This is a genomic window from Brachybacterium sp. GCM10030252 (assembly GCF_042666535.1).
Classification (GTDB): domain Bacteria; phylum Actinomycetota; class Actinomycetes; order Actinomycetales; family Dermabacteraceae; genus Brachybacterium.
This window is the reverse complement of the sequence record NZ_JBHTDM010000008.1, coordinates 150,787-170,247: the sequence shown is the minus strand read 5'-3', so window position 1 is coordinate 170,247 and position 19,461 is coordinate 150,787. Positions and strand designations below refer to the sequence as shown.

General features: G+C 70.5%; 14 protein-coding genes. 11 read left to right on the top strand and 3 right to left on the bottom strand.

Annotated elements, in window-relative coordinates; genetic code table 11:
* The first annotated feature begins 240 nt into the window (after positions 1-240).
* From ACFQRJ_RS08525 to ACFQRJ_RS08500, 6 genes are read left to right on the top strand one after another with little or no spacing between them, the layout of a single operon-like run.
* Positions 241-1,911, top strand: coding sequence for an ABC transporter substrate-binding protein (locus ACFQRJ_RS08525; protein WP_377018576.1), 1,671 nt, complete (start codon positions 241-243; stop codon positions 1,909-1,911).
* A gap of 7 nt (positions 1,912-1,918) precedes the next feature.
* The gene (locus tag ACFQRJ_RS08520; protein ID WP_377018575.1) at positions 1,919-2,899 is read left to right on the top strand and encodes an ABC transporter permease; all 981 of its coding nucleotides are present in this window, start codon (positions 1,919-1,921) and stop codon (positions 2,897-2,899) included.
* Positions 2,896-4,005 (top strand): ABC transporter permease subunit, encoded by a 1,110-nt coding sequence (locus tag ACFQRJ_RS08515; protein WP_377018574.1) that lies wholly within the window; start codon positions 2,896-2,898, stop codon positions 4,003-4,005. The genes ACFQRJ_RS08520 and ACFQRJ_RS08515 overlap by 4 nt, the downstream gene beginning before the upstream one ends.
* Entirely contained in the window at positions 4,002-5,858 is a 1,857-nt protein-coding gene (locus tag ACFQRJ_RS08510) for an ABC transporter ATP-binding protein (RefSeq protein ID WP_377018573.1), read from the top strand. The genes ACFQRJ_RS08515 and ACFQRJ_RS08510 overlap by 4 nt, the downstream gene beginning before the upstream one ends.
* Before the next feature lie 29 nt (positions 5,859-5,887).
* Positions 5,888-7,078 (top strand): glycoside hydrolase family 1 protein, encoded by a 1,191-nt coding sequence (locus ACFQRJ_RS08505; protein WP_377018571.1) that lies wholly within the window; start codon positions 5,888-5,890, stop codon positions 7,076-7,078.
* Between the two features lie 42 nt (positions 7,079-7,120).
* Entirely contained in the window at positions 7,121-8,671 is a 1,551-nt protein-coding gene (locus ACFQRJ_RS08500; protein WP_377018570.1) for a sulfatase, read from the top strand.
* Positions 8,672-8,707: 36 nt separating this feature from the next.
* Here the strand turns inward: ACFQRJ_RS08500 and ACFQRJ_RS08495 are convergent, their stop codons facing one another.
* Positions 8,708-10,945, bottom strand: a complete 2,238-nt coding sequence (locus ACFQRJ_RS08495; RefSeq protein ID WP_377018569.1) for an NAD(+) synthase — start codon at positions 10,943-10,945, stop codon at positions 8,708-8,710.
* Positions 10,946-11,280: 335 nt separating this feature from the next.
* On the opposite strand from ACFQRJ_RS08495, the gene ACFQRJ_RS08490 reads away from it, so the two are divergent.
* The 5 genes from ACFQRJ_RS08490 (at position 11,281) to ACFQRJ_RS08470 (ending at position 16,901) form a co-directional block, all read left to right on the top strand.
* Positions 11,281-12,144, top strand: a complete 864-nt coding sequence (locus ACFQRJ_RS08490) for a carbohydrate ABC transporter permease (RefSeq protein WP_377018568.1) — start codon at positions 11,281-11,283, stop codon at positions 12,142-12,144.
* Between the two features lie 12 nt (positions 12,145-12,156).
* A complete protein-coding gene (locus ACFQRJ_RS08485; RefSeq protein ID WP_377018567.1) occupies positions 12,157-12,987 on the top strand; it encodes a carbohydrate ABC transporter permease in 831 nt (276 codons plus the stop codon).
* A gap of 284 nt (positions 12,988-13,271) precedes the next feature.
* A complete protein-coding gene (locus tag ACFQRJ_RS08480) occupies positions 13,272-14,603 on the top strand; it encodes an extracellular solute-binding protein (protein ID WP_377018566.1) in 1,332 nt (443 codons plus the stop codon).
* A 184-nt stretch (positions 14,604-14,787) separates the two neighbouring features.
* Positions 14,788-15,807, top strand: coding sequence for an ABC transporter ATP-binding protein (locus tag ACFQRJ_RS08475; protein ID WP_377018565.1), 1,020 nt, complete (start codon positions 14,788-14,790; stop codon positions 15,805-15,807).
* Positions 15,807-16,901: an ABC transporter permease gene (locus ACFQRJ_RS08470; protein WP_377018564.1), complete on the top strand. Its 1,095-nt coding sequence runs from the start codon at positions 15,807-15,809 to the stop codon at positions 16,899-16,901. Before ACFQRJ_RS08475 ends, ACFQRJ_RS08470 begins: the two co-directional genes overlap by 1 nt.
* Before the next feature lie 127 nt (positions 16,902-17,028).
* On the opposite strand, the gene ACFQRJ_RS08465 is transcribed toward ACFQRJ_RS08470, so the two are convergent.
* On the bottom strand, positions 17,029-18,783 hold the full coding sequence (locus tag ACFQRJ_RS08465) for a hypothetical protein (RefSeq protein ID WP_377018563.1): 1,755 nt from the start codon (positions 18,781-18,783) through the stop codon (positions 17,029-17,031).
* A gap of 19 nt (positions 18,784-18,802) precedes the next feature.
* Positions 18,803-19,396, bottom strand: a complete 594-nt coding sequence (gene recR, locus ACFQRJ_RS08460) for a recombination mediator RecR (protein WP_377018562.1) — start codon at positions 19,394-19,396, stop codon at positions 18,803-18,805.
* Positions 19,397-19,461: the final 65 nt, after the last annotated feature.

Below are 19,461 nucleotides of genomic sequence, written 5' to 3'. Positions count from 1 at the left end.
CCCCGGGGTTGCACGAGCGGCATGTAAGCGCATACAGTCACACCGTTCCGTACGACGGAGCGCCGATGCCGGTGATGGAGGAGGCGCCCCGGTCCGCACGGACACCGGCAGGCAGGTTCCTCCCGCGACGCGGCGGGCACCGGCCCCTGCACCTCCGCTCCCGGAGGCGTCTCCACTGCTGGAGGCACCTCGGCCCTCGGAGCGGAATCGTTCACAACGACGGCGTGAGGACGTGACGACGTGGCATCTGCACCACACCTGAACCTGGGCCGGCGCACCCTCCTGGCCGGCGGCGCGCTCGGCATCACCGGGCTCGTCGCCTCGGGATGCTCCCTGCAGATCACGAGCCGGCCCGATCCCACCATCGGCGACGACACCATGCTCATCGCCGGGGACAAGGGCACGCCCACGTTCACCGCGAACTTCAACCCGTACCAGTCCAATGCCCGCACGGCGGCGACGATCATCTACGAGCCGCTGATCTGGATCAATCCGCTGGACGGGGAACTGGAGCCATGGCTCGCCGAGAGCTGGGAGCAGCCGGACCCGCAGCAGATCGTGATGACTCTGCGCCAGGGCGTCACCTGGCACGACGGCACCGAGCTGACCAGCGACGACGTGGCCTACACGTTCCGGATGCTCCAGGAGTTCCCGGCCAATGACACCGCGGGCGTGTGGGGCCGGCTCGAGTCGATCGAGACCGACGGGGCCACCATCACCTTCACCCTGCTGGCCCCCGACACCCCCGCCCTGCCCGTGATCGGCAAGACGATCATCGTCCCCCGGCACCTGTGGGAAGGGGTCGAGGACCCCTCGACCTGGCGCAACGAGGAGCCCGTCGGCTCCGGGCCGTTCGCACTGGGCAACTTCACCTCGCTGCAGTACACGCTCGACAGGTACGAGGACTACTGGCAGGCCGAGTCGATCGATATCTCCCACCTCGTCTACCCCGCGGCCAGCGAGCAGCTCGACCTGGTCACCAAGGGTTACGACTGGGCGTACTCGTACATGAGCGATGTCGAGAACACGTGGATGGCGGCGAACGAGCACAACAAGTACTGGTTCCCGCCCGGCGGGATCATCGGCCTGCATCCGAATCACGACGTGGCCCCCTTCGACAGCGCCGACGTCCGTCGCGGTCTCGCCCTGGCGATCGACGGCGAGAAGATCGCCTCGGCCGCCGTCGAGGGATACACCGGCCCGGCCAGCCAGTCCGGGATGCTGCTGCCCAACCAGGAGGACCTGCTGAACCCGGAGCTCCCGGACCGCGGCTTCCTGCAGCAGGACACCGACGCCGCCATCGAGGCGTTCGAAGCGGCCGGGTTCACGTACGACGGCACCACGATGCTCACCCCGGAGGGTGAGCCGTTCACCTTCGCGCTCTCCACCCCGAACGGGTACACCGACTGGCTGCGGGCCGTGCAGGCCGTCCAGAGCCAGCTGGGGGCGATCGGCATCGAGGTCACCATCGACGCGCCGCAGGCGGCCGCCTACGAGGCGAACCTGACCAGCGGCGACTATCAGGTCGCCTGCGGCTCGTCGAACGGCTCCGACGCCTTCCAGGGCTTCACGAACCTGCTCTCGGGCGAGTACTACGCCCCCATCGGCGAGGAGACGCAGAACAACCGCATCCGGTACCAGAACCCCGAGGTCGACGACCTGATCGCGCGATACCGCGCTTCGGTCGCGACCGAGGAGCAGACCGAGATCCTGCACGAGCTGCAACGGATCTTCTACCAGGATCTCCCTGTCATCGCCATGTACTACGGCGGGCTGTGGGGCCTGTACAACGACGGCCGCTTCACCGGCTGGCCCACCGCCGAGGACCCCTACGCACCGCTGCAGACGTACGGGTCCTCACCGCTGATGGTGCTGACCAGAGTGCGCCGCGCCGGCCAGGAAGGCGAGTGATCCCCCGATGAGATACGCCCTGCAACGCCTGGGATGGTTCCTGCTGACCCTGTGGGCCGCCATCACCATCAACTTCCTGCTCCCCCGGATGATGCCCGGCTCCCCCGCCGACGCCGCCATCGCCAAGCTCTCCCAGAACGGGCCCGTCACCGAGGCGACGCGGCGCGCGGTCGAGGCCCAGCTCGGGGTGCCCGACGGCAACATCCTCCAGCAGTACGTCGACTATCTGGGCCAGATCTTCTCCCTGGACTTCGGTGTCTCCTACGCCTTCTACCCCGAGCCCGTCAGCGGTCTGGTCTCCCAGGCATTGCCGTACACGCTGATCCTCGTGGGCCTCGTGACCGTCGCGGCCTTCGTCATCGGCACCCTGATCGGTGTGCTCTCGGCGTGGAAGCGCGGCACCTGGCTGGATGCCCTGCCCACCGTCGGCGGCAGCTTCATCAACACCTTCCCCTACTTCTGGACCGCGCTGCTGCTGCTGTTCCTGCTGGGATACGTGCTGCACCTGTTCCCGACCTTCGGGGCGTACTCCGCCACCACCGTGCCGGGACTCTCCCTCGAGTTCGTGCTCGATGCGATCTACCACGCGGCCCTGCCTGCCTTCACGATGCTGATCACGTCGCTGGGCGCCTGGATCATCGGCATGCGCAACGCCATGATCACCACCCTCGGCGAGGACCACGTGACCTTCGCGGAGGCCAACGGCATCCCCGGGCGCACGGTGGCGCTGAAGTACGCGGCGCGCAACGCGATCCTGCCGAACCTGACCGGCTTCGGCATGGCCCTGGGCGGGGTCGTGGGCGGCTCGATCCTCGTCGAGCAGGTCTTCGGCTACCCGGGGATCGGGTTCCTCCTATTCAACGCGGTGACCGGCCAGGACTACCCGCTGATGCAGGCGATCTTCCTGATGATCACGGTCAGCGTCCTGGTGGCGAACCTGCTCGTGGACATCCTGTACGGCATTCTCGACCCGAGGACGAGGCGATGAACGCACCCACCGACCGCACCCCATCGAATCCCGGGGGCGAGGACGCTCCTGGGACGGCCGGCCCCGTCGGGGCGAGCAGTCCCGCAGGAACCAGCCCCGCCGGCCGTTCCGGACCCGACGGGAGCCCGAGCCCCGTCGGCCGCCCCGGACCAGCCGGCGACCACGGGCCCACCGGCGACCACGGGGCTCCCGGCGACCGCGGATCCGCCGCTGCGGCCGACGCCACCGCGCAGCGCCACCCCGCCCTGGCGGCCCTCGCCGGCGGACTGCGCACCATCTGGGGCAACCGCAAGGCCCGCATCGGCCTGATCATCCTGGGCATCTTCGTGGTGCTGGCCGTGCTGGCGCCGCTGCTGGCCCCCTACGACCCCAAGGACAACACCTTCGAGCGCAACCTCGACGCCTCCGCCCAGCACTGGCTGGGCACCACGGCCGCCGGGGAGGACGTGCTCAGTCAGGTCATCTACGGCGCCCGGATCTCCCTCGTGGTGGGCTTCGGGGCCGGCGGCATCTCCACGGTGATCTCCGTGATCATCGGCCTCACCTGGGGGTACATGCGCGGGATCCTGGCCGACGTCGTCAACTTCATCGTCAACCTGTTCCTCGTCATCCCCGGCCTGCCGCTGATGATCGTCGTCGCCACCTATCTCAGCAACGGCGGCATCTCCGTGATCATCGTGGTCATCGCCGTCACCGGCTGGGCGTGGGGAGCCCGCGTGCTGCGCAGCCAGACACGCACCCTGCGCAGCCGCGACTTCGTAGAATCTGCCCGGTTCTCCGGCGAGCGGGCGCCGCGGATCATCTTCCGGGAGATCCTCCCGAACATGACCTCCATCATCGCCGGCGGCTTCTTCGGCTCCGCCACCGTCGCGATCCTCGCCGAGGCCGGGCTCGAGTACCTCGGGCTGGGCGATTCCACGGTGGTCAGCTGGGGCACGATGATCTATTGGGCCCAGAACTCCAACGCCATGCTGACCGGTCAGTGGGCGCTGCTGTTCGCCCCGGGCCTGTGCATCGCCCTGCTGGCCACCTCCCTAACCCTCATCAACTTCGGCATCGACGGGATCAGCAATCCCCGTCTGCGGGAAGGGAGCACCGGGCGATGAGCACCGCTCCGATCACGACGCAGCACACCACGGCAGAAGTCGAACCCCTGCTCAGCGTCCAGAACCTCTCCGTCGTCTACGAACCGGTGGGGGCACGCCCCACCCATGCGGTCAAGGACGTCTCGTTCGACGTCGGCCGCGGGGAGTTCATCGGCCTGGTGGGGGAATCCGGCTCCGGCAAGTCCACCCTGGGCTTCGCGCTGACGGCACTGGCCAAGCCGCCTGCCCGCATCGAGGGCGGCCGGGTGATGTTCGGCGAGGTCGACATCGCCCACATGAGCCAGGAGGCCCTGCGCACACAGCGCCAGGGCGGCTTCGCGATGGTGCTGCAGGCCGGGATGAACACGTTGAACCCGGTGCGCACCATCCGCAAGCACTTCCACGACATCTTCGCCGCCCACGGACATGTCGCGAGCGGCCGCCGCGACCAGCGGGCCGAGGAGCTCGTGGGCCGGGTGTCCCTGGGCCCGGAGGTGCTGGACCGGTACCCCTTCGAGCTCTCCGGCGGCATGCGCCAGCGCATCACCATCGCGCTCGCCCTCTCGCTGGAGCCGCAGCTGATGGTCTTCGACGAGCCCACGACCGCGCTGGACGTCCTGGTCCAGCACGCGGTGATGGACACCATCCGGGCGCTGCAGGCCGAGGAGGGCTTCACCGCCATCCTCATCAGCCATGACTTGGGGGTGGTGCTCGAGTCAGCGCACCGCGTGCTGGTCATGCACGACGGCCGCATCGTCGAGGACGCCCCCAGCGCCGAGATCCTCCACCGGCCGCAGCACGAGTACACCCAGATGCTGCTGAGCCACTTCGCCGATCCCCGCGCCGAGCACGTCTCGCTGCCCGGGCTCGAGGCGCCCGAGCTGCGCGCCACCTCCCCGCACGGTGAGGCGCCGCCGGCCGGGAATGGCCCGTCGGCCGAGCACCATCCGTCGGCCGAGCACCATCCGCCGGCCGAGCACCCCCCGTCGGCCCCGCCGCCGCATCCCGGATCGACGGCCGACGGGCCGGCACCGGGCGTCGCCGGCTCCGCACGCCGTTCGGGCCCGGCCGTCCCTGACGGCCCCGAGCTCCGCGTCCAGGGCGTGACCAAGCGCTACGCCCCGCCCCGGCGCCGCGCCGCGCCCGTGCTCGCGGTCGACGACGTCAGCTTCACGCTCGCCCCGGGCGGGGCCACGGCGCTGGTCGGGCAGTCCGGCAGCGGGAAGTCGACGCTGGCGAGGATGATCACCGGGGTCGAGAAGCCCACCGAGGGCAGCATCCAGCTGGGACCGGTCGACGTCGGTGCGCTGCGCCGGGGCGGGCTGCGGGATCTGCGGCGCACCGTGCAGATGGTGTTCCAGGATCCGTATTCGGCCCTGAACCCGCTGAACACGGTCGAGTACACCCTCAGCAGGGCGATCGCCAACCTCACCGACGTCCATCGCGACGGCGCCCGCCGGCGCGTGTTCGAGCTGCTGGAGACCGTCGGCCTCACGCCGGTCGAGCAGTACGCCAAGAAGCTCCCCCATCAGCTCTCGGGCGGGCAGCGCCAGCGTGTGGTGATCGCCCGGGCGCTGGCCGCGGACCCGCAGGTGATCATCGCCGACGAGCCCGTCTCGATGCTCGACGTCTCCCTGCGGGCCGGTGTGCTCGCGCTGCTGCGCGACCTGCGCGAGCGCACCGGCATGTCGCTGCTGTACATCACGCACGACCTGCTCAGCGCCCGTCTGATCACCGACGACATCCTCGTGCTGCACGAGGGCCGGGTGGTCGAGCAGGGCCCCACCGCGCAGGTGATGCGGCAGCCGCGCGACGAGTACACGATCCGCCTGCTCGACGCGATCCCCAACCCCGGGCGCGTCCACGGCGCCTGACCGACCCCGACACCCACGACAGGAGACCCATGTCCACGCTCCGCTTCCCCGACGGCTTCCTCTGGGGCGCCGCCACCGCCGCTCACCAGATCGAGGGCAACAACATCAATTCGAACTGGTGGGAGATGGAGCACCGCCCGGACACCCACGTCGTCGAGCCCAGCGGTGACGCGGCCGACAGCTACCACCGGTTCGAGGAGGACATCCGCATCCTCGCCGAGCTGGGGCTGAACTCCTACCGCTTCAGCATCGAATGGGCGCGCATCGAGCCCGAGCGCGGCGTCGTCTCCAAGGCGGAGCTGGCCCACTACCGCCGCATGATCGACACCTGCCTCGAGCACGGCGTCGAGCCGATCGTGACCCTGCTGCACTTCACGGTGCCGCGGTGGTTCGACCGCGACGGGTTCTGGCGGGCCGACGACGCCCCCGAGCTGTTCGCCCACTACACCGAGACGGTGCTGCCGATCCTGGACGACGTGCGCTACGTGTGCACGATCAACGAGCCCAACATCGCCGCGATGCTCGCCGGCGGCGAGAAGGCCGAGAACCTCGTCGCCCACGGCCTCGCCTTCCCCGACCTCCACGTCGCCGACCAGTTGTTGGCCTCCCACCGGGCATCCCGCGAGGTGCTCTCGGGCCGCGGCGACATCCTCTCGGGCTGGACCGTGGCCACCCAGGCCTTCCATGCCACGGGCGAGGAGGGCAGCCAGGAGAAGCTCCAGGAGTACGGCTACCCGCGCGACTTCTGGTACCTCGAGAACTCCGCCGGGGACGACTTCCTGGGCGTGCAGGCCTATACCCGCACCTTCATCGGACCCGACGGCCCGATCCCGGTGGCCGAGGGCGTCGAGACCACGCTGACCGGTTGGGAGTTCTTCCCGCCCGCCTCGGAGCTGGGAATCCGCAGCGCCTGGGAGCTCAGCGGCAACGTGCCGATCATGATCACGGAGAACGGCATCGCCACCGCCGACGACACGCGCCGCCGCGCCTACGTCCAGGGTGCCCTGGAGGGCATCCACCGCACGATCGAGGACGGCATCGACGTGCGCGGCTACCAGTACTGGTCGCTGCTGGACAACTACGAGTGGGCCAGCGGGTTCCGCCCCACCTTCGGTCTGCTCAGCTGGGATCCCGACACCTTCGAACGCGAGATCAAGCCCAGCGCCCGCTGGTACGGCGAGGTCGCGCGCGCCGGCGAGCTGAGCGTCGAGGACTCCTGACCCGACCGTCCCCCGATCCCGATTCCGATCCGGAGAGTCGCCATGACACCCGCAGCAGATCCGCATCCCGCGCCCTCGTCGGCCGCGCCCTCCCGGTCGGCCGCGCCCTCCCCGTCGGCCGCGCCCGCACCCGCCCGCCGTCCCAACATCCTCATGGTCCTCACCGACGACCATGCCGCCCACGCCATCGGTGCCTACGGGTCCGTCGTCAATCGCACCCCGCACCTGGATGAGCTCGCCGAGCGCGGCTGGGTGATGGAGGACTGCTTCTGCACCAACTCCATCTGCACCCCGAGCCGCGCCTCGATCCTCACCGGGACCCACAGCCACGTCAACGGCGTGACCACGCTGTCCACGCCGATGGATTCCTCGCTGCCCACCTTCGTCTCGCGCCTGCACGAGGAGGGGTACCGCACCGGGATCGTCGGCAAGTGGCATCTGGGCGAGGGCCCCGAGCATGCCCCGCGCGCCTTCGACCGCTGGGAGATCCTCCACGACCAGGGCGAGTACTTCGATCCCGTCTTCCGCACCGCCGACGGGGATATCCAGCGCACCGGGTACACGACCGACGTCATCACCGATCTGGCGCTGGAGTGGATCGGGGACTGGGAGGCCGAGGCGCCGAACGAGCCCTGGTGCCTGCTCGTCCACCACAAGGCCCCGCACCGGCCCTGGGAGCCCGACGAGGCCCATCGCGGCCTGTACGCCGACCCGATCCCCCTGCCGTCGACCTTCCACGACGACTACGCCACCCGCGGGGAGGCCGCCCACCGCGCGGCCATGCGCATCGCCGACCACCTCACCCTCGAGGACGTCAAGCAGTACCCGCCCGAGGGGCTCGACCACGAGCAGCTCGCCGTATGGAAGTACCAGCGGTACATGCAGGACTACCTCGAGTGCGTCGCCTCGATCGATGACAACGTCGGCCGGCTCACCGCTGCGCTCGACGAGCGCGGCCTGTTCGACGACACCCTGTACGCGTACGCGTCCGACCAGGGGTTCTTCCTCGGCGACCACGGCTGGTTCGATAAGCGCTTCATGTATGACGAGTCCATCCGGATGCCGCTGATCCTCAGCTATCCGCGGCAGCTGGCCGCCGGCCGGCGCAGCCAGGAGATCGTCACCAACGTGGACTACGCCCGCACCTTCCTCGCCGCCGCCGGCGTGGAGCCGGACCCCGGGATGCAGGGCACCAGCTTCTTCGAGGCGCTGCGCGACGAGCTGCCCCCGCAGGAGGATCCCGCCTTCTACTACCGCTACTGGGAGAACGACGACGGAATCCACGGGGCTCTGGCGCACTACGGGATCCGCACCCGGCGGTACAAGCTGATCCGGTTCTACAACGACGGGCTCGGGCTGCCCGGCACCCGCCGCAACCTGTTCCCGCCGTACTGGGAGCTGTACGACCTGCAGGAGGATCCCGAGGAGCTGCGCAACGTGGCCGAGGACCCGGCGTACTCGACCGTGCGCGCCCAGCTGGAGGAGCGACTGCGGGTGGAGCAGGCCGCGGTCGGCGACGTGCCCTACGAGCCCGAGGTCGACGCCGATGGCAGGCCCGCGCGGCTGGTCTCGCCGCCCCGGCCGCGGGGCTGAGTCGAGAGGCCGGCGAGCAGGCCGGGGCGCCGCCGCTCAGGCGTCCCCGGGCACCTCGCGCTCGATCTCGGCGAGCCAGGCCTTCGCAGTGACGTCCGAGGGCATCCGCCAGTCGCCGCGCGGGGACAGGGAGCCGCCGGCGAGGACCTTCGGCGCGTTGGGCACGGCGGAGCGCTTGAACTGGTTGGCGAAGAAGCGGCGCGTGAACACGGTCAGCCAGTGCTTGATCTCGTCGCGGGAGTAGGCGCGCTTGTCCGCCTCGGCGTATCCGGCGGGCCACTCGCCGGCCTCGGCGTCACCCCACATCTGATGGGCGAGGTAGGCGATCTTCGCCGGCCCATAGCCGCGGCGCAGCAGGTGGTAGAGCGCGAAGTCGTGCAGCGCGTAGGGCCCGATCGAGCCCTCGGTGGTCTGCGCCTCCTCCCCTTCGCGGGTGGGGATCAGCTCCGGGGTGATCTCGGTGTCCAGGACCGCCTGCAGGAGGTCCGCGGTCGACTGGTCGAACAGTCCCTCGGAGATCACCCAGCGGATCAGGTGCTGGATCAGCGTCTTGGGCACGCCGGCGTTGACGCCGTAGTGGGACATCTGGTCGCCCACACCGTAGGTCGCCCAGCCCAGCGCCAGCTCGGAGAGGTCGCCGGTGCCGACGACGATGCCGCCGTGATGGTTGGCCAGGCGGAAGAGATAGTCGTAGCGCATGCCGGCCTGGACGTTCTCGAAGGTGACGTCGTAGACCTCCTCGCCCCGGCCGAAGGGATGGCCCATGTCCTGCAGCATCTGGGTGCAGGCCGGCCGGATGTCGATGGTCTCGAAGCTCGCGCCGATCGCCTTCGAGAGCAGCTCGGCGTTGGAGCGTGTCGTCTCTCCGGTGGCGAAGCCGGGCATCGTGTACGCCAGGATCTCGGAGCGGTCGCGGCCCAGGCGGTCCATGGCCTGCGCGCACACGATCAGCGCGTGCGTGGAATCCAGGCCACCGGAGACCCCGATGACAGGACGCGTGCCGCCGGGCTTGTCCCCGCCGATCGCGCTGAGCCGACGCACCAGCCCCGCGACCTGGATGTTGTAGGCCTCGTAGCAGTCCTGGGCCAGGCGGGCCGGGTCGTCGGGCACGAAGGGGAAACGCCGGTGCGGCCGACGCAGAGGGCCGGTCGCGGGGGACGCAGCGGGCGATGGCGAGCCCGCCCCGTCGGCCGGAGCGCCCCCGAAGAGGTACGTCTCCGGCCCGTAGGTGTAGTGGTCGATGGGCTCGGCGAGGTTGCGGCGGTTGTCGTCGAAGGTGTTCTGGCGCCGGCGCTCGGCGACGATGTGCTCGAGGTCGACGTCGACGACGGTGGCGCGCGGGCCCTGCGGGAACCGCTGGGACTCCCCCAGCAGGTCACCGCACTCGTACACGAACGTCTGCCCGTCCCAGGCCAGATCCGTGGTCGACTCGCCCTCGCCGGCGGCGGCGTAGATGTACGCGGCCTGGCAGCGGTCGGAGGCGGAGCGGGCCAGGAGCTTGCGCTCGTCGGCCCGTCCGATGGTGATGGGGGAGCTGGAGAGGTTCACCAGCACCGTGGCGCCGGCGAGCGCAGCCTCGGCCGACGGCGGGATCGGCACCCACATGTCCTCGCAGATCTCCACGAACAGGTTCAGCCCCGGCACGTCGGGCACCGGGATGATCTGGCCCTGCAAGATCACCGCGTCGTGACCCCCGATCCGCAGCATCCCGCCGGGCACGTCATCGCCCGCCGCGTACCAGCGGCGCTCGTAGAACTCGCGGTAGGTGGGCAGGTACTGCTTGGCGGTGACGCCGAGGATCTCCCCCCGGTGGATGGTGATCGCGGCGTTGAAGACCCGACTGCGGTGGGGCAGCCGCAGCGGGGCGCCGACGACGATGATCGGCAGCAGCTCACGGCTGGCCTCGACCAGGGTGGCGACCGCGGCCTCGACGGCATCGAGCAGCGGCTCCTGCATCACCAGGTCGTCGAGGGAGTAGCCGCTCAGAGAGAGCTCGGGGAACACGGCCAGACCGACCTGCTGGTCGTGCAGATCGCGGAGCACCTCGAGGTGCCGCTCGGCGTTGGTCGCGGGATCGGCGAGCGCGACGGGCAGGGTCACGGCGGCCACACGCACGAAGCCGTGGTCGTAGATCGAGGCGTGCGGGTCGCGACCCTGGTCAGTGATGCCGTGTTCGGTGCTGCCCTGTTCAACGCTGCCCGGAACGCCGTGCCGCTGGTCAATCCCGCCCTGGTCGGCGCCGCTGGAGGCCTCGGTGTCCGTCGCTGAGCTCATGGGGGAAGCCTAATCGAGGGCCGCGCCGGGGATCAGGCCGCGGACCTCGGTGTCAGAGGCGCATCATGGCGAGCGCGCCGACACGGCGGGGCGTGCCAGCACGGCGGGCGCGTGCCAGCACGGCGGGCGCGTGCCAGCACCAGGACGAGCGTGCCGACACGGCTCCCATTCCCCCGGAACGTGTCAGCGCTGCAACGTTCCGGGGGAACGGGCGCGGCGACACCGCGCGTCGAACCGTCGGGGGCGCTCGAGACTGCCCCTCCCCACCGCCGAGGCCAGCTGTAATAAGTTGTCCCGGTGATCGTGGACAACACAGCTTCTCGCGAGGGGGCTCGGTGAACGCTCGTCGGCCCCTGCTGGGGTGGCTGCTGATCGCGCCGAGCCTGATCGGCGTGACCGCCTTCCTGATCCTGCCCGTCGTCCTGGCCTTCGTGGTCTCCCTGTTCCGCTGGGATCTGCTGGGCACCCGGGACTTCGTCGGCCTTCAGAACTACTCGACGCTGCTCAGCAGCGGCGCCCTGGCCAACTCCCTCATCGTCACGGCACTGTTCACGCTGATCTCCGTGCCGGTCTCGATGGCGCTGGGCTTGGCGCTGGCCTCGCAGCTGGTCAGAGCCGTGCCGGGGTCGGCGGTGGTGCGGGTGATCGTGGTGATCCCCTGGGTGTGCGCGCCGCTGGCCCTGGGCGTGGTGTGGAAATGGATCTTCCAGCCCTCCGTCGGTGCCGCGAACCAGATCCTGGGCATGCGCATCGAGTGGCTGACGGACCCGAGCCTGGCCCTGCCCGCGGTGGCGTTCGTGGCGATCTGGCAGAACGTCGGCTACATCTCGCTGTTCTTCCAGGCCGGGCTCTCGCGCATCCCCACCTCGATCTACGAGGCCGCCCGGCTCGACGGCGCCGGTCCTTGGGCCTCGATGTGGCACATGACGATCCCGCTGCTGCGGCCGACGACGTTCTTCCTGGCCGTGACCCAGGTCGTCGCCAGCTTCCAGGTGTTCGACATGGTCTTCGCCCTCACCGGCGGCGGGCCCCAGCACCGCACCGAGGTGATCGCCTCGCTGGTGTACAACGAGGGCTTCGGCGCCTCCCGGCTGGGCCGGGCCAGTGCGGTCGCCGTGATCCTGTTCGTGCTGCTGGTGATCATCACCCTCATCCAGCAGCGCTACTTCGCCCGCCGCATCACCTACGACATGAGCTGAGGGGAGGAGACCATGCACGCACGACGCGCCCTGAGCTACGCGGGCACCTACCTGGTGCTCGCCCTCGCGGCCGCCGTCACCCTCGGCCCGTTCCTGGTCTCGGTGATGACGGCCTTCACCTCCTCCCAGCAGTTCGCCCAGCAGGGGCCGCTGAGCATCCCGGCCCCGCCGACGCTGGAGAACTTCGTGGGCCTGTTCACCTCCTCCGACGGGTTCGTGACCCCCGTGGTGGTCACGGTGCAGATGGTCGCGGTGATCCTGGCCGGGCAGATGGTGTTCTCGGTGCTGGCCGCCTACGCCTTCGCGCTGCTGCGCTTTCCCGGCCGTGACCTGCTGTTCTGGGTGTACGTGGCCACGCTGATGGTGCCGCAGGTGGTCGTGGTGGTGCCGCTGTACCTGATGATGAGCGAGGCCGGGCTGCGCAACACGTTCTGGGCGCTGGTGCTGCCGTTCGTGCTCGGCTCCCCGTACGCGATCTTCCTGCTGCGGGAGAACTTCCGCGGCGTCCCGACCGAGCTGATGGACGCCATGCGCATCGACGGCGCCGGCACCCTGCGCCTGCTGTGGCACCTGGTGGTCCCGCTGAATCGGCCGATCATCGTGACCCTGATCCTCATCACCGTGGTCACCCACTGGAACAACTTCATGTGGCCGATGGTGATCACCTCCGGCCCCGAGTGGCGCACCATCACCGTGGCGACCTCCGCGCTGCAGTCGCAGTACAACAACAACTGGACCCTGGTGATGGCCGGGACGACCCTGGCGATGCTCCCGCTGGTGATCCTCATGGTCGTGTTCCAGAAGCAGATCACCCGCTCGGTCGGCGAGACCACCCTGCGCTGAGGGCCGGCTGGGGTGGCCGGAGTGGTCCGCGGGCGGCGGGCGGGCTGGGGTAGCCGGGTGGCGTTGGCACGAACCTGTAGTAGAGGAGCATCTGCCCTCCGTATACGGGGGTCGCGTGCCGCTGAGCTACATGTTCGTGCCACCCCTCCCCGGACCCGGCATCCTCGCGTCAACCCTCCCCAGACCCCGCGACATACACCGCCACAGATCCGACCGCCCCGCTGTCCCCGCGCGATAATGGGGACTGCTCCGCGCTGTTCCCAGGCCCCGGAAGGACCTTCCCCATGCTGACCCGCCGCACCCTGCTCTCGACCTTCACCGCCGCCGGCCTGCTCGGGACCGCGGCCGCCTGCTCCCCCTCGAGTGACGACGGGGGCAGCGGCGATGGCGGCGGCAATGGCACGCTGACCTTCCGGTTGTGGGACGAGAACGCCGCCGCGGCCTACGAGGAGTCGTTCCAGGCCTTCACCGAGCAGGAGGGCTGGAACGTCGAGATCGACATCGTCCCCTGGGACGACTACTGGACCCGCCTGCCCCTCGACGTGGCCAGCGGCGATGCGGCCGACGTGTACTGGATGAACTCCGCGAACTACATCCAGTACAAGGACTCCGAGGACCTGCTGGATATCAACGAGGTCGTGCCCGACGGGGCCGAGCAGTGGGAGCCGAGCGTCGTGGACCTCTACAGCCGCGACGGCGGGCTCTGGGGCGTCCCGCAGATCTGGGACTCGATCGCGCTGTTCTACAACAAGGGTCTGGTCGAGGCCGCGGGCGTGGACCCCGCGAATCTGAGCTTCGACCCGTCGGCCGAGAGCGATCCCCTGCGCGATGCCGGCAAGGCCCTCACCGTCGACGGCGAGGGGCGCCATCCCGGGGACGAGGGTTTCGACGTCGACTCCCGCGCGCAGTTCGGTTTCAACTCCCAGGCCGACCGGCAGGCGATCATCGGCCCGATGCTGGCCTCCAACGGCGCGCAGTGGCAGAAGGACGACAAGTACACCTTCGCCTCCCCCGAGGGCATCGAGGCCTTCCAGTACATGGCCGACCTCATCAACGTCGACCAGATCGCCCCGAGCGCCGCCGACACCAACGAGAACGGCGACTTCACCCGCGATCTGTTCACTCAGGGCAAGCTCGGCCTGTTCCAGTCCGGCCCCTACAACCTCACCAACATCGCCGACGGGGTCGGTGACTCCTTCGAGTGGGCCCTGGCCGCACCGGTCGCCGGCCCCGCCGGCGCGAAGTCCCTGGTCCACGGCGTGGTCGCGGTGGGCAACGCCAAGGCCGACGACGACCAGCAGGAGGGCATCGCGAAGCTCCTGACCTGGCTGGGAAGCGTCGACGGGCAGATGCCGCTGGCCGAGAAGGGCGTCTCCTTCCCCGGCCACGTCGACGCGCAGGACGCCTTCATCTCGTTCTGGAAGGACAAGGGCGTGGACGTCAGCGTCTTCGTCGAGGCCGCCAAGAACCCGGCCGAGGCCGATACCGGCACCCGTGCCAACGCCGGCCTCGAGGCCGCGATGCCGACGTTCCAGGAGGTCTTCATCGGCCGCCTGACCGCCGAGGAGGGCATCCCCCAGGCCCAGGAGGAGGGCAACGCCGCGATGGCGGAGTAGGGCAACGCCGCGATGGCGGAATGAGGCCCCGATCCGCGATCGTGGCCGGCGGCCCGCCCCCGACTGAGCCGCTCGTCGGCTCACGTCCCTGTTCATAGGCTCTTCACGATCCTTCTACGGGTTGTGTCCACAACGTGCTCTCCACGGAGCTGGTCGGCGCGCCGCTGCATGCGACGCTGTGCTCATGACGGAGAACACGTCCCCGCTGACCGGGGGAACCGCGCCCGGCCCATCCGGCGTTCCGGAGGTGCCCAGCGGCCCGGGCATCGTCGCCGAGCACGTCAGCCGGGCCTTCGGCAGCGTGCAGGCCGTGCACGACCTGTCCTTCACGGCGCCGCGCGGGGCGGTGACGGCGCTCGTCGGCCCCAACGGCTGCGGCAAGTCGACGCTGATGTTGATGCTCGCCTCGCTGCTGTCCCCGGATGCCGGGCGCGTGCTGGTCGACGGCGTCGACCCGTCGGCCGACTCCCCCGCCGTGCGTGAGCGCGTGGGCTGGATGCCCGATCAGTTCGGCGCCTGGGATTCGCTGCGCGTGGGCGAGGTGCTCGAGGTGATGGGGCGGGCGTACTTCCTGCCCACCGAGCGGCTGCGCCGGCGGGTCGACGAGCTGCTGCGGCTGCTGGATCTCGCGTCCCTGGCCAGCCAGCCCGCGCACGTCCTCTCCCGCGGGCAGAAGCAGCGCCTGGGCCTGGCCCGGGCCCTGGTCCACGAACCGAGCGTCCTGATCCTCGACGAACCGGCCTCCGGCCTGGATCCCGCCTCCCGGCGCCGGCTGCTGCGCGTGGTGCGGTCCCTCGCGGCCGACGGTGCGACGGTGCTCGTCTCCAGTCACATCCTCACCGAGCTCGAGGAGATGGCCGACCACGTCGTCTTCATGGACTCCGGTCGCGTGATCGACGCCAGCAGCGTGCGGGACCTGGCCGACCGGCCACGCCCGTGGCGCGTCTGTTCCCTCGACCAGCGCGCCCTGGAGCACGCACTGCGCCGGCTCGGCGTGCGCCACGGCGAGATCGTCGGCCCCGACCGCAGCTCCTCGGGGCACGCCGAGGTGATCGTCCAGCTGCCCGACGACGCGACGGCCGCGCGCCTGCTGGCCGATCTCACCGGTGCCCGTGCGCAGGTGCTGTCCTTCGGGCCGGCCACCGGGCGCCTCGAGGCCGCCTACCTCGCCTCGGACGCCGCCCAGCGCGAAGGAGCCCTGTGATGACCCGACCGCTCAACGGCACGCTGTCGCTGCGCCCGCGCGGCCTGTGGCTGGTGACCTCGCTCGAGCTGCGTCAGCGGATCCGCTCCGTGCGCTGGTACGTCGCGCTCGGCGTGTGGACTCTGGCGCTCATCGGCATCGGCGTGCTCGCCCTGGCGCCGACGATGTACTCCTCGCAGTGGAGTTCCATCGAACCGATCGCCGCGGTCGTCTTCAGCCTGCAGATCATGCTGGTGATGTTCGCGATGCTGCTGGTGGTCCCCGCACTGTCAGCCGGTTCCATCAACGGCGACCGCACCGCCGGGACCCTTGCGACGCTGCAGGCCAGCCTGCTGAGCCCGCTGGAGATCGTCCTGGGCAAGCTGCTGGCGGGCTGGCTGACGGGCCTGGCGTTCCTGGTCCTGGCGCTGCCGTCGGTGGTGCCGATGGCGCTGCTGGGCGGGGTGGGCCCGCTGTACATGCTGCGCCTCGTGATCGTGATCGCGGGGCTGACGCTGTGCGTGACCGCGCTGGGGCTGGGACTCTCGGCGCTGACGAACCGGCAGCTGGGCTCGGTCGTGCTCGCCTACGTGATCGTGTTCGGCGTGACCGCCGTGCTGCCGATCGCGTGGGGCGTCTCCGCCATCTTCCTGGTCCAGGAGCGGGAGGTCACGACGTACCACATGGACTACCAGTACAGCGCCGGCGAGAGCACCGGCGAACCGGTCTGCGTCCGCGAGCAGGACACCCAGGACATCGTCCGACTCGACCTCACCCAGCCGCTGATGTGGGGCAACCCGGTGGTGCTGCTGGCGGAGGCATCGCCCAGGGTGAATCCGGACGAGGCCTGGAGATCCGATGAGGACGTCGACGCCCTGCAGCTGATCAAGACAGGGATGCGGACCTCGGCGACCCCGACCCACCCGGCGAACCACAATCACTGTGACCCCTCCGCCGAGGGCTACCCCACCGATCTGGGCGAGCCGCCGAACCGTCCGCTGTGGCCCATGGGCGCGGCCCTGTGGCTGCTCGTCGCGGCCGCGGCACTGGCGGTGTCCACCTGGCGTCTGGCGATACCGATCACGCGCCTCGGCATGGGCACCCGCATCGCCTGAGCCCGGCCCGCGCGGCTGCCCGCGGGGCCCGCGGTCCTCCCGCCGGCTCCGGCCTCGCTCCTCAGCCCTCGCGCAGGCTCAGCCCTCGCGCACCTCAGTCCGCGCGCACCTCAGCCCTCGCGCAGGCTCAGTCCTCGCGCAGGCCGGGGACCGAATCGGGGATCCGGTGCGCTCCCGGTCCGTGGGCCGGCCGGTTGCCGCGGCCGGAGCCGTCGGCCCCCGGGCCGCTCCCGTCGACGCCGGAGCCGGCCCCACCGCTGGTCAGCGGGGAGCCCTCCGCGCCGAAGTCGGGCAGCAAGCCACGGGCGAGATCGGCCTCGCGCACGGCAGTGTCCTTCGCGCCGGGCTGGCTGTCGTCGACCCACAGTCGTTCCCCGGCCGCGTCCAGGTCGAAGATGGCCAGGCTGTTCTGGCCGCCCTGCTCCTGCAGGCGCTTGCGCATCGCGGCCCGCACGGCCGGATCCTGGGCGTGCTGGGTGCGCGTGCCGATCTCGGGCGCGACCAGGGCGTAGGGGGTCTCGCGCCGGGTGTAGTTCCCGGCAGGGCCGTACAGCACATCGCGCAGCCCGCCTCGCATCGCGGCGGCCGCACCGAGACCCAGCAGCGGCACCAGGATCAGGGCGTCGCACACGATCCACACCCAGGCGGTGGGGGTGGCCGCACCGGGCAGCAGCATCAGCCCGGCCGCGAACAGCGCCACTCCGGCCAGCCCCGCGGCAGCGCTGATGCAGCCGGTCAGGGACACCGCCCGCGCCTCCCACGGGTTCACGCGGGCCCGATGAGCCCAGGAGGCGTAGGTGCGCTGGTCGATGACCAGGCCGCGCTGGTTCTCGCTGAGCCGGGCGGCGAGGCCGGGGGCGAGAGCGACGCCGAGGAGGACCAGCCCGAGCGCAGGGACGGCGGCGGCGAGCATCTGCCAGCCCAGCGGCGAGGACACCTGGGACAGATCCGACTGCGTCATCCCGCTGATCGTGCTCACCAGGTCGGTGATCCCGAAGATCACCCAGCTCAGCGCGACCACTGCGGGGCCCAACCAGGTCACGCATGCCCGGGCGATCAGAGCCAGAGCTGTCAGCGCGCCGCGCGGTCGCAGCCCGGCGGAGGCGGCGCGGGTGCCGGGGTTCGGCGGGAGGTGGCGGCGGTCCTGGGCCAGCACCCGCTTCGCCGCGGCCCGGCGGCGCTCGAGGTCCCGCTCGAGGCGGGCGGTGGTCTCCACCGAGGAGGCCGGGTCGATGTCCAGTACTTTCGGGGCGCTGACCAGCGGACGCACGCAGATCCAGGCCAGCATGATCGCTCCGGCGGCGAGCGCGAGCGACATCAGCTGGCCGGGTCCGAGGCCCGACCACGGCTGCGGCAGGCCGAGGATGACCGTGAGCGGCAGCGCCGCGACCACCAGTATCGGCGGGGCCAGCAGCACCGCCGTGATCCGGGTGGCCACGTCGCGCTGGAAGCCGCTCTCGCTGAGGTGGCGCCGGGGATCCATCCCGGCGATGGCCAGCGGCGCCAGGGGCACGGTCGCCAGGCTCAGGGCGGCACCCACCAGCGGCAGCACGAGGAACGCCGTCCACAGGCCGCCCGCGGAGAAGCCGAGCTCACTCACGGTCGAGCGCAGAAGCACCGGTTCGGCGAGACCGACCAGCAGGCTGAGCAGCCAGTACGCCGGTGAGGCGCCGCCGACGTACAAGAACACCAGCACCAGCCACAGCCCCAGGACGACCAGGCCGGGAGCCCAGAAGATCCGCAGCAGACGGCGGGCCAGGGCACCCTTGGACTCGGCGATGATCTCCCCGGGCGCGACCAGGTCCGTGCTCTCATCCGGAAGCTCGCGCGGAGGCGGCAGGTCCACCAGGGGCGGCAGAGGGCGGTCGTGCGGGGACGTCATCGGCGCTCCTGGTGGGCTCTCACACGGCTCGTCGGCCCAGGAAGGCGCGCCCGAGGGTCATCTCGTCGGCGTAGTCGAGGTCCCCGCCGACGGGGAGGCCGGAGGCCAGGCGCGAGACGGAGAGCTCCAGGGGCGAGAGCAGACGCGAGAGGTATGTGGCGGTGGCCTCGCCCTCGATGTTCGGATCCAGCGCGAGGATGACCTCCTTCGTCTCCCCCGAGCCCAGCCGGCTCATCAGCTGGGTGATGCGCAGGTCGTCGGGGCCGACGCCGCCGATGGGGTCGATGGCGCCGCCGAGGACGTGATAGCGGCCCTTGAACTCGCGGATGCGTTCGATGGCGACGATGTCCTTGGACTCCTCGACCACGCAGATCACCTCGTCGGTGCGGCGCGGGTCGGCGCAGACGCGGCACTTCTCCTCGGCCGAGACGTTCCCGCAGATCTCGCAGAAGCGGACGGTGTCCTTGACCGTCACCAGCACGTCGGCGAGGCGGCGCACGGAGGCGTCGTCGGCGTCCAGCAGATGGAACGCGATCCGCTGCGCCGACTTGGGGCCGATGCCCGGCAGCTTGCCGAGCTCGTCGATGAGGTCCTGAACGATGCCTTCGTACACGCCCTCAACTCTAGTTCGTGCGGCTGACGGGCCGGCCCACGACGGTCGCCGCCCGCCTCCGGCCG

Coding starts and splice junctions, on each gene's coding strand:
- ACFQRJ_RS08520 (WP_377018575.1), top strand. CDS start 1,919: ATGAGATACGCCCTGCAACGCCTGGGATGGTTCCTGCTGACCCTGTGG.
- ACFQRJ_RS08515 (WP_377018574.1), top strand. CDS start 2,896: ATGAACGCACCCACCGACCGCACCCCATCGAATCCCGGGGGCGAGGAC.
- ACFQRJ_RS08510 (WP_377018573.1), top strand. CDS start 4,002: ATGAGCACCGCTCCGATCACGACGCAGCACACCACGGCAGAAGTCGAA.
- ACFQRJ_RS08505 (WP_377018571.1), top strand. CDS start 5,888: ATGTCCACGCTCCGCTTCCCCGACGGCTTCCTCTGGGGCGCCGCCACC.
- ACFQRJ_RS08500 (WP_377018570.1), top strand. CDS start 7,121: ATGACACCCGCAGCAGATCCGCATCCCGCGCCCTCGTCGGCCGCGCCC.
- ACFQRJ_RS08495 (WP_377018569.1), bottom strand. CDS start 10,945: ATGAGCTCAGCGACGGACACCGAGGCCTCCAGCGGCGCCGACCAGGGC.
- ACFQRJ_RS08485 (WP_377018567.1), top strand. CDS start 12,157: ATGCACGCACGACGCGCCCTGAGCTACGCGGGCACCTACCTGGTGCTC.
- ACFQRJ_RS08480 (WP_377018566.1), top strand. CDS start 13,272: ATGCTGACCCGCCGCACCCTGCTCTCGACCTTCACCGCCGCCGGCCTG.
- ACFQRJ_RS08475 (WP_377018565.1), top strand. CDS start 14,788: ATGACGGAGAACACGTCCCCGCTGACCGGGGGAACCGCGCCCGGCCCA.
- ACFQRJ_RS08470 (WP_377018564.1), top strand. CDS start 15,807: ATGACCCGACCGCTCAACGGCACGCTGTCGCTGCGCCCGCGCGGCCTG.
- ACFQRJ_RS08465 (WP_377018563.1), bottom strand. CDS start 18,783: ATGACGTCCCCGCACGACCGCCCTCTGCCGCCCCTGGTGGACCTGCCG.